This is a genomic window from Pseudomonas sp. Arb-4-2C, assembly GCF_055755015.1.
This window is the reverse complement of record NZ_CM146899.1, coordinates 1,418,360-1,444,709: the sequence shown is the minus strand read 5'-3', so window position 1 is coordinate 1,444,709 and position 26,350 is coordinate 1,418,360. Positions and strand designations below refer to the sequence as shown.

Below are 26,350 nucleotides of genomic sequence, written 5' to 3'. Positions count from 1 at the left end.
CCTTAAAAAAAGCCCCGCTCTCCTTGCAGAAAGCGGGGCTTTTTTGTGCATGCATGAACATCAATGTGGGAGCGAGCCTGCTCGCGAAAGCGCTGGTTCAGACAAACATATGTTCCGGGGCTGACCGTCTTCGCGAGCAGGCTCGCTCCCACAAAGACTGTGTCTCAGTTAGCCTGGGGTTTTGAGGCGATAGCCTTCTCGATAGCGGCGATAAATTCCGGATCATCCGGCTTGGTCAGGCTTGAGAAATTGGCAACTACTTTGCCCTGACGGTCGATCACATATTTGTAGAAATTCCACTTCGGCGCGCTGCTCTGCTCCGCCAGCACCTTGAACAGGTGAGTCGCGTCGTCGCCACGGACTTTCTGTGGCTCGGTCATGGTGAACGTCACGCCGTAGTTGGCGTAGCAGACCTTGGCGGTCTCGGCGCTATCCTTGGACTCCTGCTTGAAGTCATTCGACGGCACGCCAAGCATTTCCAGACCCTGCGCCTTGTAGCGCTGATTGAGCGCTTCGAGGCCTTCGAACTGCGGAGCGAAGCCACAGAAACTTGCGGTATTGACCACCACCAGCGGTTTGCCGGCGTAGCGCTGGCACAGGTCGATGGATTCCTTGGCGCGCAATTTGGGCAGCGAACCTTGCAGCGCGTCCGGACAGTCAGTGGCCTGCGCCAGTCCGGTCAACGCCATCAGCAACGCGGGTACAGCACACCAGCGCATGAGCATGTCGGGCATCCTTGAGCAGTCATCAGACCCCGACGTTACTCGCCCTCCAAGCCTACAGGCAAGCGCCCATGCCTAACTGCATCAGCGCCAGGCCGCCCTGATGCCAGCCCCACCACACCAGCGCCAACAACAGGGCGCCGAGTGCAGCGAAGGCGAATCGCGGCCAGGAACGCTTCATGCGGCGCTCACACTCGGTTGCAGGCGCGCCACCGGACGCTCGCGCACCGGCCAGTTCAGCGCGGCCGCCAGCAGGCTCAAGAGAATCGCTACTTGCCAGATCAAGTCATAACTCCCGGTACGGTCATACTCCACCCCGCCCAGCCAGCCGCCGAGGAATGAGCCGAGCTGATGGAACAGGAACACGATACCGCCGAGCATGGACAGATTGCGCACGCCAAACAAGGTCGCCACCGTACCGTTGGTCAAGGGCACCGTCGACAGCCACAGGAAGCCCATGGCCATGCCGAACAAGTAGGCTGACGTGGTGGTCACCGGCAGCCACAAGAACAACACAATCACCACCGCGCGCAGCAGGTACAACGCCGTCAGCAAGCGCGGCTTGGACATGCGCCCACCGAGCCAGCCGGCGGTATAAGTCCCGAAGATGTTGAACAGCCCGATCAGCGCCAGCACCGTGGTACCGACCGTGGCCGGCAGATGCTGATCGACCAGATAGGCCGGCAGATGCACGCCGATGAACACCACCTGAAAACCGCAGACGAAAAAGCCGAACGCCAGCAGCCAGAAACCGGAATGCGAACAGGCTTCACGCAACGCTTCGGACAAGGTCTGCTCATGACCCAGCACCGGCAGCGGTTTGTCCTTGAGCATGCTCACCAGCGGCACGATCAGCGCCACCAGCAGACCGAGCACCAACAGCGCAGCCGACCAGCCGAGCCAGCCGATCAGACCCAGCGTACCCGGCAGCATGGCGAACTGGCCGAACGAGCCGGCAGCGCTGGCAATGCCCATGCCCATGCTGCGTTTTTCCGCCGGCACGGCACGACCGACCACGCCGAGGATCACCGAGAACGAGGTGCCGGACAGACCGATACCGATCAACAGACCCGCACTCAGCGACAGGCTCAGCGCCGAATCGGACAAGCCCATGAACACCAGGCCCAAGGCGTAAAGCACACCGCCGACCAGCACCACTTTCGCCGCGCCAAAACGGTCAGCCAAAGCCCCGGTGAACGGTTGCGCCAGGCCCCAGATCAGGTTCTGCAAGGCGATGGCGAAGGCGAACACCTCGCGCCCCCAACCGAACTGCGCACTCATCGGTGACAGGAACAGGCCAAAACCGTGCCGCACGCCCAATGACAACGCCAGAATCAGCGCACTTCCCAGCAACACCCAACCGCACGTACGCCACATCGATGTCATTGTTATTCTCCGCTTGCGGGTATATACCCGCTTGAGTTTGGAAAAAACCGGCCTCAGGCCAGTTCATCCAGCAATCTGAGCAAGGTTTCACGCTTCTCGGCGCCCAGGCGATCGATCAATCGCTGTTGCGCCGCTTCCCAGGCTGGCAGGGCCGCTGCCAGACGCTGCACGCCGGCCTCGGTAAGCCTGACGATGCGGTTGCGCATGTCTTCGCCCTCGGCCAGCGCCACCAGCCCCTCGCCTTCCAGCACCCGCAGATTGCGCCCCAGGGTGCTGCGATCCAGACCCATGGCTTCGGCCAGTTCGGAAATGCTCGGTTGATCCAGGCGTTGCAGATTGCACAGCAAAGAATACTGGGCAACGTTGATCCCGAAGCCGTCGAGAGCGCCGTCGTAATGCCTGCTGACGCCACGAGCGGCGCGACGCAGGTTGGTGCACAAACACTGAGAAGGAAGCATGATGCGTGTATATACCCGGGACTGTGTTAAATCAAGTTACACATGAGTTTATCAATAAGGTTTATGGCGTCAGACACACTGCCTTCGCGAGCAAGCCCGCTCCCCCCTTGGAATGCATTCCAAATGTGGGAGCGGGCTTGCTCGCGAAGAGGCCAGAACAGACAACAAACACCTATCAGACCAACACCACCCCAACCAACACCGCCACCTCCAGCAATTCCAGCAACGCCCCCGCCGTATCGCCCGTGGTCCCGCCCAACCGCCGCATCATCACCTGCCGCAGCCAGACAAAAATACCGAACGCGACAACCAGCGCAACAACCGCTTCAACCCCGGCAATCAGCACACAGCCCAGCGCACTGAACCCAAGCACCCACCAACCCGCCTTGCGCGGCAGATGATCAGCCAGCGCCTGCCCCAACCCACCCGCCCGCACATACGGCGTGGTCAGAAACAACCCCAGCAATGCCGCACGTCCCAGCAGTGGAGCAACGATCAACGCCACCGCGTGCCCTTGCTCGATCAGCGCCAGCAACGCGGTGAACTTGAGCAACAGCACCAGCACCAGCGTCACCACCGCGATTGGCCCGCTGCGCGGATCCTTCATGATCGTCAGCGTGCGCTCACGATCACCGAAGCCACCGAGCCAGGCGTCGGCGCTGTCGGCCAGCCCGTCGAGGTGCAGCGCGCCGCTGAGCAGCACCCACACCGTCAACAACAACGCGGCATGCAGCAACAGCGGCGCACCGGCCACTGCCAGGTTCAGCGCCCAGAGGATCACCCCGAACAGCAGCCCTACCAGCGGATAGAACAGCAACGAGCGCCCGAGCTGTTCCGGCGCCGGCATCCCCGGCAGACGAATCGGCAAACTGCTGAGAAATTGCAGGGCGATCCACAGTGGCAGCATGTCAGTGACCTTCCTTGAGCGAACCATCGGCCTCAACGGTCAGAGAAAACAGCGAAGCATGCGCGACTTCGACATTGAGCAACTGCTCACGGGGCAAACCACGCGCCCGCGCCAGCAACAGGCGCATCACGCCGCCATGACTGATCAGCAACACGCGTTCGCCGGCATAGGCCTGATGCAACCGCGCAACCGCGCCCAGCACACGCGCAGAAAAATCGCTGACCGGCTCACCCTGCGGCGGTGTAAAGGCATACGGGTCCGCCCAGAACAACCCCAACGCCTCGGCATCTGTCGCCATCAACGCTGCGGCGCTCTGCCCTTCCCAGGCGCCGAAATGCAGCTCCTGCAGATTCTTGTCCAGACTCACCGGCAGATTCAGCTGCTCTCCCAGCTCTGCAGCAAACCGCGCGCAACGCTGCAGCGGCGAACTGACCAGCCGATCCCAGGGCCCGCCCGCAATCACCGCCGCGCGCATCTGCGCCCAGCCGTTTTGCGTCAACGCATCATCGAGGCTGCCGCGCAAACCACCGCCCAGTTCAGTCTCGCCGTGACGCAGCAGGTCCAGGCGCAAGGTCATGCCGGACGGTCCGCCACCGCGGCTTCGGCGAACGTCGCCATCTGCCCGTGGAGGTCGCACGCCAGACGCAACAGCGGTACGGCCAACGCCGCGCCGCTACCTTCGCCCAGACGCAAACCGAGCTCCAGCAACGGCTCGGCATTGAGGGCTTCCAGCACATGACGATGGCCCGGCTCGGTGCCACGATGACCGAACAATAGCCACTCGCGGCAAGCCGGATTCAGACGCACCGCCAACAGCGCAGCGACTGTGCAGATAAAGCCGTCGACCAGCACCGCAACGCCTTCCTGAGCACAGGCCAGGTAAGCGCCGACCAGTGCGGCGATTTCAAAACCGCCGAGGCTGAACAGAGTTTGCAGCGCATCGCCACGTTGCGCCGCGTGCAGCGCCAGCGCGCGCTCGATGACCTGCGCTTTGTGGCTGACACCTTCGGCATTCAACCCAGTGCCGGGACCGGTCAGATGTGTCACCGGGCAATCGAGCAAGGCGCAGGCCAGCGCACTGGCGGCGGTGGTGTTGCCGATGCCCATTTCACCACCGATGAACAACTGCGCGCCTGCTGCCTTGGCACGCAGCACACTGTCGCGACCGGCCTGCAAAGCGAGCTCGCCCTGCGTCCGGGTCATCGACGCGCCCTTGGCGAAATTCGCCGTGCCCGGGCCGACATTCAAGTGCAGCACGCCGGGCAGATTCAACGAGGGCGTCACCGTGCCCAGGTCCACCACTTCCAGTTGTGCATCGAGCTGGCGCGCCAGCACGCTGATCGCCGCGCCGCCGCTGACGAAGTTGAGCAGCATCTGCCCCGTGACTTCCTGGGGAAACGCCGAAACCCCCTCCGCGACCACGCCATGATCGCCGGCAAAAATCGCGATCCACAGCTGGTCGAGGCGCGGTTTGACCTGGCCCTGCAATCCCGCCAGTTGCACCGCCACCGTTTCGAGGCGACCGAGAGAACCGGCCGGTTTGGTCAGTTGCTGTTGCCGCGCGGCCGCTTGTTCAACGATCTCGGCATTCACGGGTTTGCACGGATTCAACCACCACGCTTGAGTCATAACGCAGGTCCTTTCAGGGTCAGGGGCAGGCCGGCGACGGTCAGGACGACACGCTGACAGCGCTCAGCCAGAGCTTGATGCAGCCAACCGGCTTCATCGACGTAGCGGCGAGTCAATTCGCCCAGCGGCACGACACTCATTCCGGTCTCGTTGCTGACAAAAATGATTTCCCCCGGCAGTGACGCCAGGCAGTCCAGCAGGGCTTCGCGCTCAGCGGCGAGACGCTCGGCGTTATCGAGCATCAGCAGATTGGTCAGCCACAGGGTCAGGCAGTCCACCAGCAGGCAACGCTCGGTGCTGGCGTGTTCACGCAGGACGCGGGCCAGCTCCAGCGGTTCTTCGATCAGCGCCCATTCGGCCGGGCGACGGGCGCGGTGATGCGCGACACGGTCGCTCATTTCGCCGTCCAGCGGTTGGCTGGTGGCGATGTAGGTGACGGCCAGTTGGCTGTCGCTGGCAAGTTTTTCCGCGAGGCGACTTTTGCCGGAGCGGGCGCCGCCGAGGATCAGTTGGAGCATGGGGACATCCTGAAAATCATGTGTTGAGGCAACCGGCCCTTTCGCGAGCAAGCCCGCTCCCACCCTGGAATGCATTCTCATGCGGGAGCGGGCTTGCTCGCGAAGAGGCCGGAACAGCCAACCTGGATCCCACAGAGCTGACGCAGTAGCCCGGTATCCAGATGCTTCTCCACCAGATCCGCCAGCCGCTCGATATCACGCTCGCGCAAGCCGTGGTAATCCACTTCCTGCACATCGCTCAACCCGGCCCAACGCAGCAACGCGGCACTGGCGTGCGGCGACTCGAACAAGCCGTGCAAATAGGTGCCGAGCACCTGCCCGTCGAGGCTCTGCGCGCCATCGCAACGACCGTCGTCCAGATGCACCGCCGCATTCTCCAGCGCCGGCCCAGCCGTCACGCCCGCATGGATTTCATATCCACTGACCTCGGCCTCTTCCAGCGCCAGACGCCCGCGCACATTGCGCAATTGCTTCTCGGCTTCCAGCGTCGTTTCGAACGCCAGCAGACCCAGGCCGGTGCTCGAACCGGGCGCGCCTTCCAGCCCCAGCGGATCGTGCACCTGCTCGCCGAGCATTTGCAGGCCACCGCAAATCCCCAGCAGCTTGCCGCCGTAACGCAGGTGCCGGTTGATCGCCGTGTCCCAACCGTTGGCGCGCAGATACGCGAGATCGCTGCGCACGCTTTTCGAGCCGGGCAGGATGATCAAGTCGGCGGCAGGAATCGCCTGCCCCGGGCCGATGAACTGCAGGTCCACCTGCGGATGCAAACGCAGCGGATCGAAATCGGTGTGATTGCTGATGCGCGGCAGCACCGGCACCACCACTTTGAGCACTTGTTCGGCCTTGTCGGTCTGGCGCTGGTCGATGCCGTCCTCGGCCTCCAGGTGCAGATCCATCACGTATGGCAGCACCCCCAGCACCGGTTTGCCGGTGCGCTGCTCGAGCCAGTCGAGGCCCGGTTGCAGCAAGGCGATGTCGCCGCGAAACCGGTTGATGATGAAACCTTTGACCCGCGCCTGTTCGCTCGGTGACAGCAACTCCAGGGTGCCGACCAGATGCGCAAATACTCCGCCGCGATTGATGTCGGCAATCAGCAGCACCGGGCAATCCACCGCCTCGGCAAAGCCCATGTTGGCGATGTCACCGGCGCGCAGATTGATCTCCGCTGGCGAGCCTGCGCCTTCGACCATCACCAGCGGATACGCCGCGCTGAGCCGTTCGTGCGAAGCGAGCACCGCTTGCATGGCGATGGCTTTGTAGTCGTGATAGGCCACGGCGTTCATGCTGGTGACCGCGCGACCATGGATGATGACTTGTGCGCCAGTGTCGCTGTTGGGTTTGAGCAGCACCGGGTTCATGTCGGTGTGCGGTTCGAGGTGCGCCGCTTGCGCCTGCACCGCTTGGGCGCGGCCGATCTCGCCGCCATCAGCAGTCACGGCACTGTTGAGCGCCATGTTCTGCGGCTTGAACGGCACCACCGCCACGCCCTGACGGGTGGCCCAGCGGCACAACGCCGTCACCAGCGTGCTTTTACCGGCATCGGAAGTGGTGCCTTGCACCATCAGGGTGGTCATGTCGATTCCTTGGCAAAGGCTTGCAGCGCTTGCTCGAGACGCGCCTCTTCAGCGGCATTGGCCGGCAGACCGAAACGCAGGCTGCTGTTGTGAGTGAAGAGACGCAGAAGGATGCCGCGTCGGGCCATGAATTCGTGCAACGCCACGGCGTGCTCGGTGATCAGCCACTGGAACAGCGCGCATCCGCCCAAGGGCTTGAAGCCGTAGCGCTCCAGCAACAACGCCAGGCGCTCGCTGGCCTCATCGCTGCGCATGCGTTGCCGGGTGTGCGCCTCGGTGTCCTGTAGACAGGCTTGGCCGAGCACCCGTGTCGGGCCGCTGACCGCCCATGGCCCGACCTGTTCGGCGAGCAACCTGAGCAGCTTGCGCTCGGCCAGCACAAAGCCCAGGCGCACGCCGGCCAGACCGAAGAACTTGCCGAACGAGCGCAACACGACCAAGCCGACCTGATGGGTGTGCGACGCCAGACTCAGTTGCGGTGTGTTGTCCATGAACGCTTCATCGACTACCAGCCAACCGCCGCGCTGGGCCAGCCGCGCGTGCCAGTCCAGCAGGCGCGCCGGGGTCAGGCTCAGGCCGGTCGGATTGTTCGGATTGACCACCACCAGCACGTCGAGGCTGTCGAGAAAGAACTCGACTTCCTGCTCCAGCACTTCGCGCACGATGTAACCGCTGCGGCGCCAGGCCTCGGCGTGCTCGGCATAACACGGCGACAACACGCCGACCTTGCCGGCGCGGCGCAGACGCGGCAGCAACTGGATCGCCATCTGCGAACCGGCCACCGGCAACACCTGGGAGGCGCCGTAGTAATCGCACGCGGCCTGCTCCAGGCCATCGTCGGTTTCCGGCAGACGCGCCCAGGCGCGCAACGGAATTTCCGGAACCGCAAACGGCCACGGCGCAAGGCCACTGGACAGGTCGAGCCAGTCGGCCTCGGCGATACCGTAATCGAGTGCAGCCTTGCGCAGCCGGCCACCGTGCTCAAGCATAGAATTCAGCCCCCACGCAGAGAATCAGCAGCCATAACCATACCCCGCGCTGGACCAATTGCCAGCCGCGATCAATCGAATCGGCATCCGCCGGCGCACCTTCGCCCAGCTGCGGACGGTCGTGCAGTTCACCGTGATAGATCGCCGGGCCGCCCAGCTCGACATTCAGCGCACCGGCACCGGCAGCCATCACCGGACCGGCATTGGGGCTGTCCCATTTCGGCGCTTGGGTGCGCCAGCATTTCCAGGCGAGCCGGGTGTTGCCCAGCAGCGCGTAGGTCAGTGCCACCAGCCGTGCAGGAATGTAGTTGAGCACGTCATCGATTTTTGCCGCACACCAGCCGAAACGCTCGAAACGTTCGTTGCGATAACCCCACATTGCATCGAGCGTGTTGCTCAAGCGATAGAGCACCACACCCGGCGCACCGGCCACGACAAACCAGAACAGTGCAGCGAACACCGCATCACTGCCGTTTTCCAGCACCGATTCGGTAGCGGCACGGGCGACGGCGGTGCTGTCCAGTTCGCTGGTCTGGCGGCTGACCAGATAGCCGACGCGCTTGCGCGCCTCTTCCAGATCTTCACTGCGCAAGGCTTTGGCCACAGGCTCGACGTGTTCGCCAAGACTGCGCATGCCCAGGGCGCAATACAGCGCAAGAATCTCGACGATCCAGCCCACGTAAGGCGCCCAGGAAAACGCGGTGGCGAGCAACGTCAGCGGCAGCACCGCGATCACCCACGCGGTGACTCCGTGACTGCGCCAGCCACGGCCGCCCGCATTGAAACGTCGCTCGATGCGCCCGGCGAAATTGCCGAACGCCACCAGCGGATGCCAGCGTTTCGGTTCACCCAGCAGCGCATCCAGCGCGACCGCAGCGACACTCAACAACGCCACACTCATTGACTCACTCCCCAATAATTTTCATACAGCAACTCATTGAGCGGACGCGCCTGCGCCCACCCTTCGAGTACCAGCATCGGCGCCGGATAGAATTCCTTGACCGGGCCCAGGCACAACACCGCCAACGGCTTGGCCCCGACCGGCAGTTGCAGCAGATCGGCCAGTGCCTGCGGCTCGAACAGCGAGACCCAGCCCATGCCCAGTCCTTCGGCACGGGACGCCAGCCACAGGTTCTGGATCGCGCAGGACAACGACGCCATGTCCATTTCCGGCAGCGTACGACGCCCGAAAATGTGCCGTTCGCGATCATCCATCAGCGCCGCGACCAGCACTTCGGCGCAATCGTTGATGCCTTCGACCTTGAGCTTCATGAACTCGTCGCTGCGCTCGCCGAGGGCAATGGCTGTACGGATGCGTTCCTCTTCGACGAGGTTCTGGATCTGCCCGCGCAAGGCTCGGTCGCTGATGCGGATGAAACGCCAAGGCTGCATCAGGCCGACGCTGGGCGCCTGATGTGCGGCCTCAAGCAGACGCCGCAGCAATTGAGGCTCGACCGTGCCACCGGTGAAGTGGCGCATGTCGCGGCGTTCGGCGATGGCTCGGTAGACCGCTTGGCGCTCGCCTTCGGAAAATGCGTTGTCGCTCATGGCCTCTTCGCGAGCAAGCCCGCTCCCACAGGGGTTGGGTGGTCCAATGCGGGAGCGGGCTTGCTCGCGAAAGCGGCCTCGATATCTGGCGCAAACAATGCGGCAATCGCCGTCGGATTCGACGGAAAGTAGAAATGCACGTACGACGCCGTCATCCGCCCCTCGCGATACACCGCCTCCGCTCCGCGCCCGCCATTGGGGCTCAGGCCCCGGGCAATCGGCATCAGTTCAGTGGTGGTCAGGGAATGGTGATAGGTGTGGCCGCGCAACGAACCTTCCGGCAGATCCACCGCTTGCAGCGCCAGTGCTGCCAGACGCTTTTGCATCACCGCATCACCGCGCAGCAGCCCGACCAGCTCAGCGCGGGCGCCTTCGACGTCAGTCAACGAATCGAGTAGATAGAGCATGCCGCCACACTCGGCGAGCAGTGGTTTGCCGGCGGCGTGGTGCGCACGGATCGCCTCAAGCATCGCAGTATTTTGCGCCAACGCGACATGGTGCAATTCCGGATAACCGCCCGGCAGATACAGGCTGTCAGCCTCAGGCAACTGCGTATCGCGAATCGGCGAGAAAAAGCTCAACTCGGCGCCCATCGCGCGCAGCAAGTCGAGGCTGGCGCCGTAGGTGAAGGCAAAGGCTTCATCGCGTGCGACAGCAATGCGCACACCTGCGAGCAACGGTTCAGCGGGGATCACTTCAGGCGCGGCGAATTCCACGGCCGGTGGCAGCGCTACCTCGCAACTGCTGGCCAAAGCTTCGGCGGCCGCGTCGAGACGCAAATCCAGGTCATTCAGTTCACTGGCTTGCACCAGTCCGAGATGGCGGCTCGGCAACTCGATCCCCGTTTCGCGGGACAGCGCACCGTACCAGCGCAAGCCTTCGGTGAGGCTGCCCTCGAGCAGTTGCGCGTGACGCAAGGTGCCGACGCGGTTGGCGAGCACGCCGGCAAACGGCAAGTCCGGCTGATAGCGCGCCAGCCCCAGCGCCAGGGCGCCAAAGGTCTGGGCCATCGCAGTACCGTCGATCACGCCGAGCACCGGCACACCAAAGTGTCGCGCCAGATCGGCACTCGAAGGCGTACCGTCGAACAGGCCCATTACGCCTTCGATCAGAATCAGATCCGCCTCGGCGGCGGCTTCCCACAACAGACGCCGGCTTTCCTGCTCGCCGACCATCCACATGTCCAGTTGATACACCGGCGCACCGCTGGCGCGCTCGAGAATCATCGGGTCGAGGAAGTCCGGGCCACATTTGAAGACGCGCACCTTGCGCCCCTGATTGCGATGCAAACGCGCGAGTGCGGCGGTGACGGTGGTCTTGCCCTGACCGGAGGCCGGCGCGGCAATCAGCACCGCCGGGCAGTGACGTGGTTGATTCAAAGTTCGACGCCTTTCTGCGCTTTGATGCCCGCCTGAAAGGCGTGTTTGAGCATGCCCATTTCGGTGACGGTGTCACCCATCTCGATCATTTCCGGCTTGGCCGCACGACCGGTGACGATCACGTGCTGCATTGGCGGACGCGCCTGCAAATCGCTGAGCACCTGATCCAGGTCGAGGTAGCCATGCTTGAGGGCGATGTTCAGTTCATCCAGCACCACCAGACCGATCGACGGATCGCGCAGCAGCTCGCGGGAGACTGCCCACGCGGCTTCGGCGGCAGCAATGTCACGCTGCCGGTCCTGGGTTTCCCAGGTGAAGCCCTCGCCCATCACGTGAAAGCGCACTTGCTCGGGGAAGCGCCGGAAGAACAGTTCTTCGCCGGTGCTGTTGCGCCCCTTGATGAACTGCACCACGCCGCACTGCATGCCGTGGCCCATGGCGCGGGCAAGCATGCCGAACGCCGAGCTGCTTTTGCCTTTGCCATTGCCGGTCAGCACCAGCACCAGGCCGCACTCGTCGGGCGAATTGGCGATGCGTTCGTCGATCACGGCTTTTTTGCGCTGCATACGCGCCAGATGGCGTTCGTCACGCTCGGGGGAATCGGTCATGGGGGAGCTCTCCGTTGAGGCTGGATAACGGCGGGCAGGCACAAGAATAGACGGCAAAAAGCCTGGCATCGCCCACCGTGATGCCGCTGGATGGATCAGGCCGGTCTCCGGGCTCATGAGCGGCGAATCGCCGGGCTGCGCGCCTTCCCGCGTCTGTCGACACAGTGGCTCAATGCGCAGCTTTGACTCATTTACCGTTGCGGGGGCAGCGCCGGGATCGCGATCGTTCTTCGCCTGAAGACAACCCTCACCGGCTTCCCTGTTTCACTCTGTCGACACACGTCACAGAGCACCTGAAACAAGCCGCGAAGGTTAGAGGGTTGGGGGTGGAGCGTCAATTAAAGAGGCGGCCGTCGGGCGAATAACTGCCGCCGATCAATTATCTGGCGCCAATCTTGTGCCACACTGATACAAGTGATATCAAAGAGCCATGCTTTTCTCGAAAAAGCCCATCACAACAATAAGGATGATTACGATGCAAGGCATGATCATCAGCAACCCGCGCCTGGAGTTCCTGCGCCCGGTGCTTGAACGCTGGTTTGACTGTTTCGACCGCTACAACGCCGTGCGCGGCGACAACGACACGCCTTACTGGCATGACGAGAAAGCCAATCTCGGATTGCTCTCCGCTGCGGCATGGATGGCCGAACTGGTGACCCTTTGCGACACCGCCACCCGCAAGCAGAACGAGGACGGCGAGCGCAATGCCCGCGCCCACCTGTTCCTCGCCGGCGCCGAAGACCGCGCCTACATCCAGGCCACGCAGCGCTGGCCGCGAGTCAGCAACCTCAACCTGACCCAGGCCCTGCTGGAAATCACCAGCGACGCCAAACGCATCAGCTTCGCCAGCGACCTCAAACTCGGTTGCCTGTTCGTCGCGCCGCAAAAAGCCCAGCACAGCGCCAGCCCCGAAGAGCTGCAGGACATGGTCGACGACCTGCAAAAGGAACACTGCTGCGCGGTCGCCTGGTATTTCCCCTACGCCTACCGCAAGTTGCGCAGCGAAGCGGGCAACTATCACCCCGGAATCGCCGTGCTGCTCAAAGAGGCCCGTGGCTGAGCGGTTGAACCATCGGGTGCGCAGGCTCCTCTATGATTAGGCATGCATTCATAGGGAAGATCAGTAATGCGCAAAACCCAACTCGCTCTCCTCATCGCCCTCGCCGGAGGGCTCGCCGCCTGCGGTGAATCCTCCAGCCTGCAAGTTTCCGACGGCACCGGCCCGTCACCGAAGCTGCCCGAACCCAACAAGACCCTGATTCCGACGGTGAACATCGCCCCGGCGATCGGCTGGCCTGCGGGCGGCAAACCGACCGCAGTGGCTGGTACGCAAGTCGCTGCATTTGCCGAAGGCCTCGACCATCCGCGCTGGCTCTACGTGCTGCCCAACGGTGACGTGCTGGTGGCGGAAACCAATGCTCCGCCAAAGCCTGACGACAGCAGTGGCATTCGTGGCTGGGTAATGAAGAAAGTCATGGGCAAGGCTGGCGCCGGCGTGCCGAGCCCGAATCGCATCACCCTGCTGCGCGATGCCGACCACGACGGCGTGGCCGAGACCCGCACGGTTTTTCTGCAGAATCTCAATTCGCCGTTCGGCATGACGCTGGTCGGCAACGATCTGTACGTCGCCGACACTGATCGCTTGCTGCGCTTCCACTACGAGCCGGGCGCGACCGAGATCAAGACGCAGCCGATCAAAGTCACCGACCTGCCAGGCGGCACACTGAACCATCACTGGACCAAAAACGTCATCGCCAGCAAGGACGGCAGCAAGTTGTACGTCACCGTCGGCTCGAACAGCAACGTCGGCGAAAACGGCCTGGATAAAGAGGAAGGTCGCGCGGCGATCTGGGAAGTGGATCGCGCCACAGGCAACCACCGGATCTTCGCCTCGGGCATCCGCAACCCCAACGGTCTCGCGTGGGAGCCCACCTCTGGCGCGCTGTGGACGGCGGTCAACGAGCGTGACGAGATCGGCAGCGACCTGGTGCCGGACTACATCACCTCAGTCAAGGACGGCGGCTTCTATGGCTGGCCCTTCAGCTATTACGGCCAGCATGTGGATGTGCGCGTAAAACCGCAAAACCTCGATCTGGTGGCCAAGGCCATTGCTCCGGACTACGCCGTAGGCCCGCACACCGCCTCGCTGGGCCTGACATTCGCCGAGGGCAACAGCCTGCCGGCGCAATTCAAGGAAGGCGCGTTCATTGGCCAGCATGGCTCATGGAACCGCAAACCGCACAGTGGCTATAAAGTGATTTTCGTACCGTTCGCCGCCGGCAAGCCGAACGGAGCACCGGTCGATGTGCTGACTGGCTTCCTCGACAAGGACGAGAACGCTCTGGGCCGCCCGGTGGGCGTGGTGATCGACCAGCAAGGCGGTTTGCTGGTGGCCGACGATGTGGGCAACAAGGTGTGGCGGGTGTCGTCCGCCAAATAATTTAGCGTCCAGCACATAACAAATGTGGGAGATTCTATGTTTGAGGGTTCCCCTCAAACATAGAATCTCCCACATTTAAAACATCAGCAATTACGGGTTATGCGCCAGATGCTCAGGCTGCAACACCCGTTTGGCGCTCAGATACGCTTTCTGCCAGTACGCCTTCGACAGGCTGTCGAGCTTCACCGTGCCACCGGTTGCCGGCGCGTGCACGAAGCGCCCTTCTCCGACGTAGATCCCCGCATGGCTGACTTGCGAGCCGCCGTTGGTGGCGAAGAAGATCAGGTCGCCAGTCTGCAAGCCTTCCTTGCCGACATTCGGCGCCTGCATCACGATCAGTTCACGCGTCGAACGCGGCAGATTGATACCCGCCGCATCGCGGTAAACGAAACCGATCAGACCACTGCAATCAAAACCCGAATCCGGCGTGTTGCCGCCCCAGCGATAAGGCGTGCCGACCAGGCCGAGCGCGCGAAACAGCACGTCTTCAGCGGCGGGCGAGAACGACTGGGAAGGTCCGAACACTACCGGGGCACGTACGACGGGCGCAGGCGGCGGTGTGCGACTGGCGCAGGCGCTGAGCAGCGCTGCGAAGAAGATCAATGCAAGGCGGGCCGACATCGTCATAAACAGAACACCCTGATCTGGCTGCGGCTTTCTCTGCCGGATGGACAGAAAACAAAACCGCCTGCGGAGCACGCAGGCGGTTTGCCATCAATATAGATACAGGATTCTAGCGGCTATACGACAAACTTCAAGTAAGACTTTAACTTCACCTTGTAAAGTCTAGGTCTACTCCGTTGCCGTGGCCGTTTTTTTGTCGCCACGGACGTGGCGACAACGGGGAATTACTTGCGAGCGGTGACCACAGTCGGTGCCATTGCGAGGGCGCGTTTGGCTTCGATGAAAGTCTTGCTCCAGTAGCTGTCACCCAGGCTGTCGATGCGAACACCGCCGCTACGACGACTGCTGGAGTGAATGAACTGGTTGTCACCCAGATAGATCCCGGCGTGACTCACACGACCGCGACGACCGTTGGTGGCGAAGAACAGCAGATCGCCCGGCTCCAGGTTGCTGCGCGAGACCAGAGGGGCATCCACGTTGATCATTTCGCGGGTGGAGCGCGGCAGATTCATGCCGGCCTCTTCGCGGAACAGGTAACCGATGAAACCGCTGCAGTCGAAACCGGCTTCCGAGGTACCGCCGAAACGGTAACGAGTACCGATCAGGGACATGCCGCGTTCAAGGATGCTGTCGGCCAGAACCGGAAGCTCGTATGGCTTCTTGCCGTTGAAATCGGCGAGTTCTTTTTCGGTGGCCAGCTCTTCCTGATAAATAACGGAAGACTGGGCAGTGGCAGAATTTTTAACCTGTTGAGGCTGCTCTTGAACTGGAGAATGAGCAGCGCAACCGAACAACAGGGTGACGAGTGCGAGAGGCACGAGGGGTGCGAAGCGATTTAGCATGGGCACGACCGTGGCTGAAGTTGTAAAGAAGCCGAGACTATGCCCGCTATCGGCCTCATTTGCAAATTCAATCGATCTTTTTGTGACTTCCCGGTTTCTCGTTTACATCTAAGCGCTTAAGCCCATTTGAATCGATACGCGGTCTGCACCCTGTGCGGAAAAGCGGATTTTCTGGCGCCTGAAATATGTCGAAACCTGCTGCAAGCCCCGTAATTCAAGGGCTGACTACCAGCCAAGGGTTTCTTTCAGAAACGGAATTGTCAGCTTGCGTTGTGCCTGCAACGAAGCCTGATCGAGCTGTTCGAGCAAGTCGAACAATGCACTCATGCTGCGGGTGCCACGCGTCAGAATAAAATGCCCGACTTCATCGGTCAGGTGCAGACCACGACGCGAAGCGCGCAATTGCAATGCGCGCAATTTGTCTTCATCGGAGAGCGGACGCATCTGGAAGATCAGCGCCAGGGTCAGGCGCGATTTGAGGTCGGCCAGCTTGACCGGCAACTCGCGTGGCGAGGTGGACGCGGCGATCAGCAAGCGCCGACCGCTGTCACGCAGACGGTTGAACAGATGAAACATCGCCTCTTCCCAGTCCGGCTTGCCGGCAATCACCTGCAGGTCATCCAGGCAGACCAGTTCGTACTGTTCAAGGTTGTCGAGAATTTCGATGCCGCGATCCATCAACTCGGCCAGCGGCAGGTATACCGCCGGCTCACCCATCTGTTCGAACCGCAGGCAAGCCGCCTGCAACAGATGCGTACGCCCTACCCCATGCTTGCCCCACAGGTAGATCAGGCTTTCGGTCCAGCCGGCGTCGGCTTCGCATAGGCGCTCGACATAGCCGAGTGCAGCGGCATTGGCGCCTGGGTAGTAGTTGATGAAGGTGGCGTCGTCACGCAGACGCACACCTAGGGGCAGCTGAATCGGTTTCATGCTGACTGAACAGTTCTCAAGGAACCGTTAGTGGCCTCTGTGTAAAGTTTGCGAAGTTTATACCCGTGAAGCTGAGCGCACAATGCGACAGACTCCAAGCAAAATCAAAGGTTTGCGTTAACGCGCTGGTTTTATGACAGTTTCTCTGACGCGATGCCGAGCAAACCCACCGCAAAACACGGGCCAACCCGGCGCAATGCCGGGCTGTCCGCGTGGAGACTACAACTCGGGATCGTCGACTCCACTGTAGATATCGGAGTCCTTGTACAAATCATGCACGTGACGCACCAGCACCATGATCACCGCCGCCACCGGCAATGCCAGCAGGACACCGGTAAAGCCGAACAACTCGCCACCGGCCAGAATCGCGAAGATCACCGCCACCGGGTGCAGACCGATCCGGTCACCCACCAGCAGTGGCGTCAGCACCATGCCTTCCAGCGCCTGCCCCACCATGAACACCGCGACAATCCCGATCATCGGATACAGATCGCCGCCGAACTGGAACAACCCGGCAATCAGCGCCGCGCCAATTCCGATCACGAAGCCCATGTATGGCACGATCGCCGCCAGCCCCGCGATCAGGCCGATCAATAGCCCCAGCTCCAGACCAACGATCATCAGGCCGGCGGCGTAGATCACACCAAGCGCCAGCATGACCAGCAATTGTCCGCGCACGAACGCGCCGAGCACCTCATGGCATTCACCCGCCAGCGAGACGATGGTTTGCTCACGATCACGCGGCAACAGGCTGCGGATCTTGGCCATCATCAAGTCCCAGTCGCGCAGCAGGTAAAAACTCACGACCGGAATCAGCACCAGATTCGCCAGCCAGCCAATCAGCGCCAGACTTGAAGCCGTCGCCTGACTCAACACCACGCTGACGATGTCGGTAGTCTGGCCCATGTGTTCGCTGATCGCCGCCTTGACCTTGTCGAACTTCCAGAAGCCATCCGACAAACCCAGCTTCGACTGCGCCCACGGCAACGCGGTGTGCTGCAGCCAGTCGAGCATCTGCGGCGCCAATTCATATAAACGCAGCAACTGCTTGGCGAGCATCGGCACCAACACCAGCAACAGGGTTGTGACGATCAGCGTGAACAGGGCGAATACCGCGATCACTCCCCAAGTGCGCGACAGGCCGAGCCGCTCAAGACGATCCACCAGCGGATCGAACAGATATGCCAGCAGCAAGGCCACCAGAAACGGCGTGAGGATCGGGTGCAGCAACCAGACAAACGCGCAAAGCAGGACTACCCCACCGAGCCAGAACCAACGCCGCGAATCAGCCATGTACCACTCCTACTGCTTCTATATAAGGAAAGACTTACCAGCGAAACCGCAACGATGGCGCCAAAGGTGCCGGGGCTGCAGCGACAACCGGCGCAGCACCGGCAACCGTCGGTTGTGGCGCCGCCACCGGTGCCGGCGCCTCAGCCGGCAATTCCTGCAACTTCGCCAATGACAATTGCGCACGCAACTGATCGGCGCTGCCGCTGACCCGATACACGATGCGATCACCCTCGACACTTTGCAGACGCACACCGAACGGTTCGAGTAACCGCAGCAGCGTGGCGTAGTGCTCCAGATTCATACCCTGCACTTCCAGGGTCTGTTGACCCGACACCCCAGGCTTGGCAACAAACCGCGGCGCCAGACGCTCGGCCACCGCCAGCATCACGGCATCGGCCACGGCAGCCTGATCGGCGCCCTGCACGCTGCCGGCCTCCTTCTGATCACCCAGCCACAGGTGCCATTTGGCCTGCCACTGCCCACCCTCTTCGTGTGCATGCACAGCCAGCAAGGCATCTGCGCCGTATCGTTCCGAAGCGCCGTGCAACGGCGCAGGATCGGTGCCGTCCAGCACCGGCGCGGTGGCCACCAGCTGTTCACTCAGATCCGCCAGCGGCAAGCGCAGCGGCAAGCCTCGGTGCTGGGCCGCCGCCCGCAACGGCGCAGCGGCGGCCTGACCGTCACCGACCAGGCTTGAGCCTTCAGTTGAATCGTTCAGCCACCAGCTAAGAATCGAAGGCCGGCTTGCGCCCCACAACGACAGCCCCGCCCGACGCAGTGCCTGCTCGGTGGTGGCCGGGTCGAAATCGACTTTCAGCACTTCCGGCGGCCCGGCATCAAAACCAAACTGACTGATGATCTGTTGCGGATCCTTGCGAATCGCCGCCAGCCCCGGGCTCTGCGGCGCCTTCGGGTCGCCGGTCAGACGCAATACCAGCGTATCCAGCGCCGCCTGCGTGGCGCGATCACGCTCTTCCGGTGCCTGGCTGCTGACCGGCTGGCGTACTTGATAGAGACCTTTGAGGTTTTCGGCATGACTCGCCAGGCTGACCACAGACAAACAACCCACAACCAACAATTTACAAAAACGCATGGAAAATTCCCGTCGACAGGAGCGGCTGGAACAGGCCGCGTGAACCGGTTAAGCAAGGCTGTGACAATCTGCCATCGCAAAACATTCACACGGTAGCGGTAAGTTTTTGCACAGTGATAACGATAGACGGTTAATCGGCACACCTTATACAGGCACTCACCCGGCACAATTGCAAAAAATTTCAGTCGATTAGCCCCTGCCCGTCGGCGCGAGGATGGCCGCTGCCCCTCAAGCCTGATAAAATCGCGCGCCTTCGCAGACCGGCAACAGCCGGGCGCCCCGAAATTCGCGTGAGGCTATCGCCCCACCGGTTTTGGCGTTCCCGCTGAACTCGGTCGTTACCCCTGAATCCCCTCCCCTAAAGGCCTGGATCATGAGCAAGCAACCCTCCCTGAGCTACAAGGACGCCGGTGTAGACATCGACGCCGGTGAAGCATTGGTCGAACGCATCAAGAGCGTCGCCAAGCGCACTGCGCGCCCGGAAGTCATGGGCGGCCTGGGCGGTTTCGGCGCCCTCTGCGAAATCCCGGCCGGCTACAAGCAGCCTGTGCTGGTTTCCGGCACCGACGGCGTCGGCACCAAGCTGCGCCTGGCGCTGAACCTGAACAAGCACGACAGCATCGGTATCGACCTGGTTGCCATGTGCGTCAACGACCTCGTCGTTTGCGGCGCAGAGCCACTGTTCTTCCTCGACTACTACGCCACCGGCAAACTGAATGTCGACACCGCTGCCCAGGTAGTGACCGGCATCGGCGCCGGCTGCGAACTGTCCGGTTGCTCGCTGGTCGGCGGTGAAACCGCTGAAATGCCTGGCATGTACGAAGGCGAAGACTACGACCTGGCCGGCTTCTGCGTCGGCGTGGTGGAAAAGGCTGAAATCATCGACGGCTCGAAAGTCGCCACCGGTGACGCCCTGATCGCCCTGCCATCGTCCGGCCCGCACTCCAACGGCTACTCGCTGATCCGCAAGATCATCGAAGTGTCCGGCGCCGACATCGAAAACATCCAGCTCGACGGCAAACCGCTGACCGACCTGCTGATGGCCCCGACCCGCATCTACGTGAAGCCGCTGCTCAAGCTGATCAAGGACACCGGCGCCGTCAAAGCCATGGCCCACATCACCGGTGGTGGCCTGCTGGACAACATCCCGCGCGTTCTGCCAAAAGGCGCTCAGGCCGTGGTTGACGTGGCCAGCTGGACCCGCCCGGCTGTCTTCGACTGGCTGCAAGCGCAAGGCAACGTCGACGAGACCGAAATGCACCGCGTGCTGAACTGCGGCGTGGGCATGGTGATCTGCGTGGCTCAGGAGCACGTTGAAGTTGCTCTGAAGACCCTGCGTGACGCTGGCGAACAGCCTTGGGTCATCGGCCAGATCGCTGCTGCCGCCGAAGGTGCAGCCCAGGTTGATCTGCAGAACCTTAAGGCTCATTAATGTCCGCAACCTGTGATGTCGTGGTGCTGTTGTCCGGCACCGGCAGTAACTTGCAGGCTCTGATCGACAGCACGCGGACCGGCGACAGCCCGGTCCGCATCGCTGCGGTGATTTCCAACCGCGCCGACGCCTACGGCCTGCAACGCGCCAGTGACGCGGGTATCGCTACCCGCTCGCTGGATCACAAAGCATTCGAAGGTCGCGAGGCCTTCGATGCTGCCCTGATCGAACTGATCGACGAATTCAATCCGAAACTCGTGGTGCTGGCCGGCTTCATGCGCATTCTCAGCGCTGACTTCGTGCGTCACTACCAGGGTCGCCTGCTCAACATCCATCCCTCGCTGCTGCCCAAATACAAAGGGTTACACACTCATCAGCGCGCGCTGGAGGCCGGCGACGCCGAGCATGGCTGCTCCGTGCACTTCGTCACCGAGGAACTCGATGGTGGACCACTGGTCGTACAGGCAGTAATACCGGTAGAGTTGCACGACACGCCGCACAGTCTGGCGCAGCGAGTCCATGTTCAGGAACACCTGATCTACCCGATGGCGGTACGCTGGTTTGCCGAAGGGCGGCTGGCACTCGGCGAACAAGGTGCTTTACTGGATGGCCAGTTACTCGCGGCCAGCGGCCACTTGATTCGACACTAGGAGATTTTATGCGTCGCGCCCTGCTCTTCGCTTGCGCTCTGCTCGCCCTGCCCTTCGCGCAGGCGGCAGACCTTCAACCGTTCTCCGCCAGCTACACCGCCGACTGGAAGCAGCTGCCCATGAGCGGCACTGCCGAGCGGAGCCTGACCAAGCAAGCCAATGGCGTCTGGAAGCTCAGCTTCAAGGCGTCGATGATGATCGCCAACCTGACCGAAGAAAGCACCCTGACCCTCGACAAGGACACGCTGCTGCCGCAGTCCTACCATTTCGAACGGGGTGGTTTGGGCAAGGCGAAGAAGTCTGACCTGGATTTCGACTGGAACGCCAAGATGGTCACCGGCATCGATCGTGGTGATGCGGTCAAGGTTCCACTCAACCGCGGCATGGTCGACAAGTCCACGTATCAACTGGCACTGCAACACGACCTGGCGTCCGGCAAGAAGACCATGAGCTATCAAGTGGTCGATGGCGGCGATGTCGATACCTACGACTTCCGCGTACTGGGCACCGAAAAAGTCGAAACAAAAGCCGGCAAGATCGACGCGATCAAAGTCGAGCGCGTGCGCGATCCGACACAAAGCAAGCGCATCACCGTCCTGTGGTTCGCCAAGGACTGGGATTACCTGCTGGTCCGCCTGCAACAGGTTGAAACTGACGGCAAGGAGTACAACATCATGCTCCAGGACGGCACGGTCAACGGCAAAACCGTTAAAGGCAGCTGATCAGCCGCTACAACGAAAAGCCCCGCCAATGCGGGGCTTTTTTGTGCCTGTAATTTTCGCAACAACACACCCCTCCTGTGGGAGCGAGCCTGCTCGCGAAGGCGTCAGTTCAGCCGATTCGTTTGTGGCTGATACACCGCTTTCGCGAGCAGGCTCACTCCCACAGGATTCAGCGCGGTATTAAAGGATCAGATCAGACCGAAAACTTCGCCACCATATTGTTCAAATCCACCGCCAGCCGCGACAGCTCCTGGCTCGCCGCGCTGGTCTGATTGGCCCCCGCCGACGTCTGCAGCGCCAGATCGCGGATGTTCATCAGGTTGCGATCCACCTCTCGCGCCACCGCCGCCTGCTCCTCCGACGCGCTGGCAATCACCAGGTTGCGCTCGTTGATCAAGGTGAATGCCGAGGCGATTTCCTCCAGTGCCACCCCTGCCGCCTTGGCCAACTCCAGCGTCGAATGCGCACGGATGTTGCTCTGCTGCATCGAACTCACCGCCGAATCGGTGCCCTGCTGGATCCCGCCAATCATCTGCTCGATTTCCTGAGTCGACTGCTGGGTCCGATGCGCCAGCGCCCGCACCTCATCGGCCACCACCGCAAAACCACGGCCGGCATCCCCGGCCCGCGCCGCTTCAATCGCGGCGTTCAGCGCCAGCAGATTGGTCTGTTCGGCAATCGAGCGGATCACGTCCAGCACTTTGCTGATGCCGTGAACCTTCTGCGCCAGATCCTCCACTTGCGTGGCGTTGGACGTGACATCCTCGGCCAGGGATTCGATTGACGTCACGGTCTGTTTGACCTGCTCGCGCCCGTGCTGGGCAATCCGGTCAGACTCTCTCGATGCCTCGGAAGTCGCCACCGCATTGCTCGCCACCTCTTCCACCGCAGCGGTCATCTGATTGACCGCCGTCGCAGCCTGCTCGATCTCCAGACTCTGCTGATGCAGCCCACGCGTGGCATCCTCCGTGACGCAACTGAGTTCCTCGGAGGCCGACGCCAACTGACTGGACGATTCGGAAATCTGCCGGATGGTGTCGCGCAAATTGTGTTGCATGCTTTTCAGCGCATGCAGCAGCCGCGCCGGCTCGTCCTTGCCGGAGATATGGATATCGCCGGTCAGATCGCCACTGGCCACCACTTGCGCCACACCCAGCGACTGCGCGAGAGGCAGGACGATGCTGCGGGTCAGCAGCAGCGCCAGACCAATGGTGATCAGCGCAGTGATGCCGATCATCACACCGACCCACACCCGCGAATTGATGAACACCAGGCGCGCCGCCTCGGTCGCGAGATTAGCGTTGTGCTTGTTCAGCTCCACCAGGTCGCGCAGGGTGACGGCGATATCGTCCGCCAACGGGCTCATCTGGCCGTTGAGAATCGCTGCCGCCTCTTCCACCCGATTCTGTGCCGACAACGCCATGACCTGCGCCTGCAGCTCCAGATACTTGTGCTCGGCGACCTTGAAGCGATCAAACAGGTTTCGCTCCTCGGGCAACACGATCAATACGTCATAGCGTTGCTGGGCTTCGCTCAATACGCCGCGCAGCTCGTTGAGCTTGGTGACATTCTGTTCCAGTGCCTGCGGATCGCGATTGAGCAACAGGCGCATGGTCAGCGCGCGCAGACGCAGCATGTCCTGACTCATCTCGCCGACCGCCATCACGCTCGGCAGCCAGTTGTTGTCGACTTCATCAGACTGCGCGCGCATGTTCGACATTTGCAGCAGGGCGAACGCCCCCAGGGCAAACACCATCAGCGCCAGCACACCAAAACCCAGGCCGGCACGCGGCGCAATATTGAGACTACGGATACTCATTACTCTGGTTCCTTCCAAAAGCGCTGCATCAACCCTGCAGCCGGTTGCTTTAGAAGGTATCGGCCCAGCGCCAATTTGCGTAAGACGAAAAGGTGATATCAAAAGGCCTTGATACTTCGAACACCTCAGCATTAACGATTTAGCGGGGTTTTCCCGGACTTTGGCGCTGTTCGCGGCAATATCGCCAGGAAGTTGTCCCGAGCGACTTTACGCGCAACGGCTTCGGGCAAGGCGTCGAGAAACGGCGTGAAGCTGTGCATTTCCTTACCGAGTTTGTTGAATCGACCTACAACATCTGATCCGAGCATAAAGCGCTCAGGGTATTTCTCCACCAATGCCAGCCATTCCGCACGCGGTTTGCCCTGTTCGTCCAGCAGATACGGTGTGAGCATGCTCCACGACAGATCGATAAACAGATTCGGATAAGCCTCAAGCAATCGGCTGACGGTAGGCAGCAGAAACTTCAGGTGGGTCTGGTGACGATGGATCTCCGCGCTGGTGCCGGCGTGAGCCCAGATAAACCGGGTGTGCGGGTGATTACGCAGCGGTTCTTCGACTTCCTTCAGGTAAAGCGGATTTTTCTCACGCTTGGAGGTGATGTTGGAATGCAGCATCACCGGCAGATCGTTTTCTGCCGCCAAGTGATAGATGCGTGTCATCGCCTCGTTGTTGGCCCGCGGCGTATCGCCGGCGGTCAGCGCCGTCAGGTCGTCATGACGGGTAAACACTTCGCCAATGCCCTGCCACAACCCCGGATACAGATCGAGCAGACGCTGGATGTGCGCAGCGGAGTTTTTGTCGTTGGGGTTGAACCCGGACAGAAATGGGTGAAAGTGCTGACGCTGCTCCGGGGTCAGTTTCTGTACGGCATCAGCGACAATCACGTCAGTGGCGCTGTACCAGTAGGCATCAGCGTCATCGCCGGCGTAATAGCGTGGACGCTTGGGTTCGTCTTCGTGCCATTTCTTCGCTACGGGAATCCCGGAAATCATCACGTGATCAATGGAATTGTCCTGCATGGCCGTGAGTAATTTCGCCATGCCGGCGGTTTCCTGGAAGAAATCCACGTAGTGCAGGTGCGCATCGCTGTAGGTGTAATCGCGGGCACTGGCGGCGCCGGCAACGACCAGCAGGCAGGCAAGACTCAAACGAAACAAGGACACAAGTAATCTCCGGCAGGTAGGCATAGCCTAGACCCTGAGCCGACAGCAAGGGTTCATCCTGCAGGAAAGTGGAACGCGTGCTTGTGGGAATGCTCTATAACTGCAAGGTCTTTTTTTATCGCACGACTTTTCCTACTGCCAGTGAGGTTGCCATGACTGTTACCGTCAATACCGTCTCCGCCGAAGGTTTTCGTCACACCGTAAAGATCGATGACCACGAATTGTTTGCCGATGTACCGAAATCTGCCGGTGGCGAAGGCACAGCCCCCGAGCCGCACGACTACTTCGACGCTGCCCTTGGCGCTTGCAAGGCCCTGACCCTGAAGATGTACGCGAAGAAGAAAGACATCCCGCTGACCGGCGTCGGTGTCGAGGTCAAACGCGACAATAGTGAAGAGCAGAAAGGCAAATACGTGCTGCACGTCACTCTCACGCTCAAGGGTGTGCTGACTGATGCGCAACGCGAGGAATTGCTACGGGTGGCCGATCGCTGCCCGATCCATAAACTGATGACCACCACCGACGTCAGCATCGAAACTCACGCCCCGCAAGGCTTCGATAGCCAGTAATCCCCCTCGTGCCAGCGGCGGGTTATGCTTCTGGCATCACCCGCTCAGCCTGGAATGCACCATGGACACGCAACCCCTGATCATCCGCCCGCGCGCCGAAGACGTCGAAGGTCAGCCGATCCTGCGTCCGCTGCCGTCAGCCAAATGTCGCAGCGTCGGGCCTTTCGTATTTTTCGACCACATGCTCGAGACGGTTTATCCGACGGGCAAAGGCATGAACATCCGACAGCATCCGCACATTGGTCTGTCGACCCTCACCTACCTGTTTGAAGGACAGATCCAGCACAAGGACAGCCTCGGCTCCGATCAAGTGGTCAAGGCCGGTGATGTCAGCTGGATGACCGCGGGCAGCGCCATTGCCCACGTCGAGCGCACGCCCGAGCCGTTGTGGGAGCAAAGCTTCACAATGCACGGCTTGCAGATCTGGCTGGCCTCGCCCAAGGATCACGAGCAAGATCCGGGGCATTACAGCCATCACCCGGCGGCAACCCTGCCGGTCAGCGATAACCTGGGCGTGCAGATCCGGATGATTGCCGGTTCAGGCTTTTGCCTGGAATCGCCGGTGCCGGTGCTTTCGCCAACGCTCTACGCGGAAGTGAAGATGCAGACGGCGACGACACTGCTGATCCCGACCGAGCACGAGGAACGGGCGATTTATGTGCTGAATGGGGATGCGCAACTGAATGGCGAGTCCCTCGAACCCCATGCGCTGGCAGTGTTGCCGGCAGGGGAAGAGATGAGCCTGTTTGCCGAGAGTGATGTGCACGCAGTGGTGTTTGGCGGCGCGGCGCTGGACGGGCCACGGCGGATCAACTGGAATTTTGTCGCGAGCGATCCGGCGGTGATCGATGAAGCGCGACGCAAGTGGGCAGCCGGGGATTGGCCGACGGTGCCGGGGGAAGTCGAGCGGATTGAATTGCCCTGAGTTTTGTACAGTGGCTTAGTCAGTCTTCGCGAGCAGGCTCGCTCCCACGGAGATTGATGGTGTGACCAGAATCTCTGGACACCACACCCCCCCTGTGGGAGCGAGCCTGCTCGCGAAGAGGACCTGTCAG

At 61.6% G+C, this 26,350-nt stretch carries 28 protein-coding genes and 1 riboswitch; of the genes, 7 read left to right on the top strand and 21 right to left on the bottom strand.

Annotation, left to right across the window (positions count from 1 at the left end; translation table 11 throughout):
- Positions 1–164 precede the first annotated feature (164 nt).
- The 14 genes from AC0J41_RS06575 to cobO form a co-directional block, all read right to left on the bottom strand.
- Positions 165–725, bottom strand: coding sequence for a glutathione peroxidase (locus AC0J41_RS06575; RefSeq protein ID WP_473014914.1), 561 nt, complete (start codon positions 723–725; stop codon positions 165–167).
- A gap of 52 nt (positions 726–777) precedes the next feature.
- Entirely contained in the window at positions 778–903 is a 126-nt protein-coding gene (locus AC0J41_RS06570) for a hypothetical protein (protein WP_256214716.1), read from the bottom strand.
- Complete coding sequence (locus tag AC0J41_RS06565; RefSeq protein ID WP_473014913.1) at positions 900–2,108, bottom strand: MFS transporter; 1,209 nt, start codon at positions 2,106–2,108, stop codon at positions 900–902. The genes AC0J41_RS06570 and AC0J41_RS06565 overlap by 4 nt, the downstream gene beginning before the upstream one ends.
- Positions 2,109–2,161: 53 nt before the next feature.
- A complete protein-coding gene (locus AC0J41_RS06560) occupies positions 2,162–2,566 on the bottom strand; it encodes a MarR family winged helix-turn-helix transcriptional regulator (protein WP_025111987.1) in 405 nt (134 codons plus the stop codon).
- Between the two features lie 175 nt (positions 2,567–2,741).
- Positions 2,742–3,473 (bottom strand): adenosylcobinamide-GDP ribazoletransferase, encoded by a 732-nt coding sequence (locus tag AC0J41_RS06555; RefSeq protein ID WP_473014912.1) that lies wholly within the window; start codon positions 3,471–3,473, stop codon positions 2,742–2,744.
- A gap of 1 nt (position 3,474) precedes the next feature.
- Positions 3,475–4,050 carry an alpha-ribazole phosphatase family protein gene (gene cobC / locus AC0J41_RS06550; protein WP_473014911.1) on the bottom strand — a complete coding sequence of 192 codons (576 nt, stop codon included), beginning with the start codon at positions 4,048–4,050 and terminating at the stop codon, positions 3,475–3,477.
- Positions 4,047–5,102 carry a nicotinate-nucleotide--dimethylbenzimidazole phosphoribosyltransferase gene (gene cobT / locus AC0J41_RS06545; protein ID WP_473014910.1) on the bottom strand — a complete coding sequence of 352 codons (1,056 nt, stop codon included), beginning with the start codon at positions 5,100–5,102 and terminating at the stop codon, positions 4,047–4,049. Before cobT ends, cobC begins: the two co-directional genes overlap by 4 nt.
- The gene (gene cobU, locus AC0J41_RS06540; RefSeq protein ID WP_473014909.1) at positions 5,099–5,620 is read right to left on the bottom strand and encodes a bifunctional adenosylcobinamide kinase/adenosylcobinamide-phosphate guanylyltransferase; all 522 of its coding nucleotides are present in this window, start codon (positions 5,618–5,620) and stop codon (positions 5,099–5,101) included. Before cobU ends, cobT begins: the two co-directional genes overlap by 4 nt.
- Before the next feature lie 77 nt (positions 5,621–5,697).
- Entirely contained in the window at positions 5,698–7,194 is a 1,497-nt protein-coding gene (locus AC0J41_RS06535; protein ID WP_473014908.1) for a cobyric acid synthase, read from the bottom strand.
- Positions 7,191–8,183, bottom strand: coding sequence for a threonine-phosphate decarboxylase CobD (cobD, locus tag AC0J41_RS06530; protein WP_473014907.1), 993 nt, complete (start codon positions 8,181–8,183; stop codon positions 7,191–7,193). The genes AC0J41_RS06535 and cobD overlap by 4 nt, the downstream gene beginning before the upstream one ends.
- Positions 8,176–9,084, bottom strand: a complete 909-nt coding sequence (gene cbiB, locus AC0J41_RS06525; RefSeq protein WP_473014906.1) for an adenosylcobinamide-phosphate synthase CbiB — start codon at positions 9,082–9,084, stop codon at positions 8,176–8,178. The genes cobD and cbiB overlap by 8 nt, the downstream gene beginning before the upstream one ends.
- Complete coding sequence (gene bluB, locus AC0J41_RS06520) at positions 9,081–9,731, bottom strand: 5,6-dimethylbenzimidazole synthase (protein ID WP_473014905.1); 651 nt, start codon at positions 9,729–9,731, stop codon at positions 9,081–9,083. The genes cbiB and bluB overlap by 4 nt, the downstream gene beginning before the upstream one ends.
- On the bottom strand, positions 9,728–11,110 hold the full coding sequence (locus AC0J41_RS06515; protein WP_473014904.1) for a cobyrinate a,c-diamide synthase: 1,383 nt from the start codon (positions 11,108–11,110) through the stop codon (positions 9,728–9,730). Before AC0J41_RS06515 ends, bluB begins: the two co-directional genes overlap by 4 nt.
- Positions 11,107–11,718, bottom strand: coding sequence for a cob(I)yrinic acid a,c-diamide adenosyltransferase (cobO, locus tag AC0J41_RS06510; protein ID WP_003223053.1), 612 nt, complete (start codon positions 11,716–11,718; stop codon positions 11,107–11,109). Before cobO ends, AC0J41_RS06515 begins: the two co-directional genes overlap by 4 nt.
- Positions 11,719–11,799: 81 nt before the next feature.
- Positions 11,800–12,030: riboswitch (cobalamin riboswitch) on the bottom strand.
- A gap of 163 nt (positions 12,031–12,193) precedes the next feature.
- Here cobO and AC0J41_RS06505 point away from each other — a divergent pair.
- Complete coding sequence (locus AC0J41_RS06505) at positions 12,194–12,778, top strand: hypothetical protein (protein WP_473014903.1); 585 nt, start codon at positions 12,194–12,196, stop codon at positions 12,776–12,778.
- A gap of 66 nt (positions 12,779–12,844) precedes the next feature.
- Positions 12,845–14,158 carry a PQQ-dependent sugar dehydrogenase gene (locus tag AC0J41_RS06500; RefSeq protein WP_473014902.1) on the top strand — a complete coding sequence of 438 codons (1,314 nt, stop codon included), beginning with the start codon at positions 12,845–12,847 and terminating at the stop codon, positions 14,156–14,158.
- Between the two features lie 90 nt (positions 14,159–14,248).
- Here the strand turns inward: AC0J41_RS06500 and AC0J41_RS06495 are convergent, their stop codons facing one another.
- The 5 genes from AC0J41_RS06495 to AC0J41_RS06475 form a co-directional block, all read right to left on the bottom strand.
- Positions 14,249–14,785 (bottom strand): C40 family peptidase, encoded by a 537-nt coding sequence (locus AC0J41_RS06495; RefSeq protein WP_025111851.1) that lies wholly within the window; start codon positions 14,783–14,785, stop codon positions 14,249–14,251.
- A 221-nt stretch (positions 14,786–15,006) separates the two neighbouring features.
- Positions 15,007–15,624 carry a C40 family peptidase gene (locus AC0J41_RS06490; protein WP_003223044.1) on the bottom strand — a complete coding sequence of 206 codons (618 nt, stop codon included), beginning with the start codon at positions 15,622–15,624 and terminating at the stop codon, positions 15,007–15,009.
- 225 nt (positions 15,625–15,849) lie between these two features.
- On the bottom strand, positions 15,850–16,554 hold the full coding sequence (gene hda / locus AC0J41_RS06485; RefSeq protein WP_025111852.1) for a DnaA regulatory inactivator Hda: 705 nt from the start codon (positions 16,552–16,554) through the stop codon (positions 15,850–15,852).
- Positions 16,555–16,773: 219 nt separating this feature from the next.
- The gene (locus tag AC0J41_RS06480; RefSeq protein ID WP_473014900.1) at positions 16,774–17,847 is read right to left on the bottom strand and encodes an AI-2E family transporter; all 1,074 of its coding nucleotides are present in this window, start codon (positions 17,845–17,847) and stop codon (positions 16,774–16,776) included.
- A 34-nt stretch (positions 17,848–17,881) separates the two neighbouring features.
- Entirely contained in the window at positions 17,882–18,940 is a 1,059-nt protein-coding gene (locus AC0J41_RS06475) for a DUF2066 domain-containing protein (protein WP_025111854.1), read from the bottom strand.
- 373 nt (positions 18,941–19,313) lie between these two features.
- Here AC0J41_RS06475 and purM point away from each other — a divergent pair, with 373 nt between their 5' ends.
- From purM to AC0J41_RS06460, 3 genes are read left to right on the top strand one after another with little or no spacing between them, the layout of a single operon-like run.
- Complete coding sequence (purM, locus tag AC0J41_RS06470) at positions 19,314–20,372, top strand: phosphoribosylformylglycinamidine cyclo-ligase (RefSeq protein ID WP_025111855.1); 1,059 nt, start codon at positions 19,314–19,316, stop codon at positions 20,370–20,372.
- A complete protein-coding gene (gene purN / locus AC0J41_RS06465; protein WP_025111856.1) occupies positions 20,372–21,022 on the top strand; it encodes a phosphoribosylglycinamide formyltransferase in 651 nt (216 codons plus the stop codon). The genes purM and purN overlap by 1 nt, the downstream gene beginning before the upstream one ends.
- Before the next feature lie 8 nt (positions 21,023–21,030).
- Positions 21,031–21,744 carry a DUF3108 domain-containing protein gene (locus AC0J41_RS06460; RefSeq protein WP_025111857.1) on the top strand — a complete coding sequence of 238 codons (714 nt, stop codon included), beginning with the start codon at positions 21,031–21,033 and terminating at the stop codon, positions 21,742–21,744.
- Between the two features lie 193 nt (positions 21,745–21,937).
- Here the strand turns inward: AC0J41_RS06460 and AC0J41_RS06455 are convergent, their stop codons facing one another.
- Positions 21,938–23,563 carry a methyl-accepting chemotaxis protein gene (locus tag AC0J41_RS06455; RefSeq protein WP_473014898.1) on the bottom strand — a complete coding sequence of 542 codons (1,626 nt, stop codon included), beginning with the start codon at positions 23,561–23,563 and terminating at the stop codon, positions 21,938–21,940.
- A gap of 131 nt (positions 23,564–23,694) precedes the next feature.
- The gene (locus AC0J41_RS06450; RefSeq protein WP_473014897.1) at positions 23,695–24,750 is read right to left on the bottom strand and encodes an amidohydrolase family protein; all 1,056 of its coding nucleotides are present in this window, start codon (positions 24,748–24,750) and stop codon (positions 23,695–23,697) included.
- Positions 24,751–24,878: 128 nt separating this feature from the next.
- Here AC0J41_RS06450 and AC0J41_RS06445 point away from each other — a divergent pair, with 128 nt between their 5' ends.
- Entirely contained in the window at positions 24,879–25,295 is a 417-nt protein-coding gene (locus AC0J41_RS06445) for an OsmC family protein (RefSeq protein ID WP_025111859.1), read from the top strand.
- A 61-nt stretch (positions 25,296–25,356) separates the two neighbouring features.
- The gene (locus tag AC0J41_RS06440; protein ID WP_473014896.1) at positions 25,357–26,220 is read left to right on the top strand and encodes a pirin family protein; all 864 of its coding nucleotides are present in this window, start codon (positions 25,357–25,359) and stop codon (positions 26,218–26,220) included.
- Positions 26,221–26,350 lie beyond the last annotated feature (130 nt).

Coding starts and splice junctions, on each gene's coding strand:
- AC0J41_RS06575 (WP_473014914.1), bottom strand. CDS start 725: ATGCTCATGCGCTGGTGTGCTGTACCCGCGTTGCTGATGGCGTTGACC.
- AC0J41_RS06570 (WP_256214716.1), bottom strand. CDS start 903: ATGAAGCGTTCCTGGCCGCGATTCGCCTTCGCTGCACTCGGCGCCCTG.
- AC0J41_RS06565 (WP_473014913.1), bottom strand. CDS start 2,108: ATGACATCGATGTGGCGTACGTGCGGTTGGGTGTTGCTGGGAAGTGCG.
- AC0J41_RS06560 (WP_025111987.1), bottom strand. CDS start 2,566: ATGCTTCCTTCTCAGTGTTTGTGCACCAACCTGCGTCGCGCCGCTCGT.
- AC0J41_RS06555 (WP_473014912.1), bottom strand. CDS start 3,473: ATGCTGCCACTGTGGATCGCCCTGCAATTTCTCAGCAGTTTGCCGATT.
- cobC (WP_473014911.1), bottom strand. CDS start 4,050: ATGACCTTGCGCCTGGACCTGCTGCGTCACGGCGAGACTGAACTGGGC.
- cobT (WP_473014910.1), bottom strand. CDS start 5,102: ATGACTCAAGCGTGGTGGTTGAATCCGTGCAAACCCGTGAATGCCGAG.
- cobU (WP_473014909.1), bottom strand. CDS start 5,620: ATGCTCCAACTGATCCTCGGCGGCGCCCGCTCCGGCAAAAGTCGCCTC.
- AC0J41_RS06535 (WP_473014908.1), bottom strand. CDS start 7,194: ATGACCACCCTGATGGTGCAAGGCACCACTTCCGATGCCGGTAAAAGC.
- cobD (WP_473014907.1), bottom strand. CDS start 8,183: ATGCTTGAGCACGGTGGCCGGCTGCGCAAGGCTGCACTCGATTACGGT.
- cbiB (WP_473014906.1), bottom strand. CDS start 9,084: ATGAGTGTGGCGTTGTTGAGTGTCGCTGCGGTCGCGCTGGATGCGCTG.
- bluB (WP_473014905.1), bottom strand. CDS start 9,731: ATGAGCGACAACGCATTTTCCGAAGGCGAGCGCCAAGCGGTCTACCGA.
- cobO (WP_003223053.1), bottom strand. CDS start 11,718: ATGACCGATTCCCCCGAGCGTGACGAACGCCATCTGGCGCGTATGCAG.
- AC0J41_RS06505 (WP_473014903.1), top strand. CDS start 12,194: ATGCAAGGCATGATCATCAGCAACCCGCGCCTGGAGTTCCTGCGCCCG.
- AC0J41_RS06500 (WP_473014902.1), top strand. CDS start 12,845: ATGCGCAAAACCCAACTCGCTCTCCTCATCGCCCTCGCCGGAGGGCTC.
- AC0J41_RS06495 (WP_025111851.1), bottom strand. CDS start 14,785: ATGACGATGTCGGCCCGCCTTGCATTGATCTTCTTCGCAGCGCTGCTC.
- AC0J41_RS06490 (WP_003223044.1), bottom strand. CDS start 15,624: ATGCTAAATCGCTTCGCACCCCTCGTGCCTCTCGCACTCGTCACCCTG.
- hda (WP_025111852.1), bottom strand. CDS start 16,554: ATGAAACCGATTCAGCTGCCCCTAGGTGTGCGTCTGCGTGACGACGCC.
- AC0J41_RS06480 (WP_473014900.1), bottom strand. CDS start 17,847: ATGGCTGATTCGCGGCGTTGGTTCTGGCTCGGTGGGGTAGTCCTGCTT.
- AC0J41_RS06475 (WP_025111854.1), bottom strand. CDS start 18,940: ATGCGTTTTTGTAAATTGTTGGTTGTGGGTTGTTTGTCTGTGGTCAGC.
- purM (WP_025111855.1), top strand. CDS start 19,314: ATGAGCAAGCAACCCTCCCTGAGCTACAAGGACGCCGGTGTAGACATC.
- purN (WP_025111856.1), top strand. CDS start 20,372: ATGTCCGCAACCTGTGATGTCGTGGTGCTGTTGTCCGGCACCGGCAGT.
- AC0J41_RS06460 (WP_025111857.1), top strand. CDS start 21,031: ATGCGTCGCGCCCTGCTCTTCGCTTGCGCTCTGCTCGCCCTGCCCTTC.
- AC0J41_RS06455 (WP_473014898.1), bottom strand. CDS start 23,563: ATGAGTATCCGTAGTCTCAATATTGCGCCGCGTGCCGGCCTGGGTTTT.
- AC0J41_RS06450 (WP_473014897.1), bottom strand. CDS start 24,750: ATGCCTACCTGCCGGAGATTACTTGTGTCCTTGTTTCGTTTGAGTCTT.
- AC0J41_RS06445 (WP_025111859.1), top strand. CDS start 24,879: ATGACTGTTACCGTCAATACCGTCTCCGCCGAAGGTTTTCGTCACACC.
- AC0J41_RS06440 (WP_473014896.1), top strand. CDS start 25,357: ATGGACACGCAACCCCTGATCATCCGCCCGCGCGCCGAAGACGTCGAA.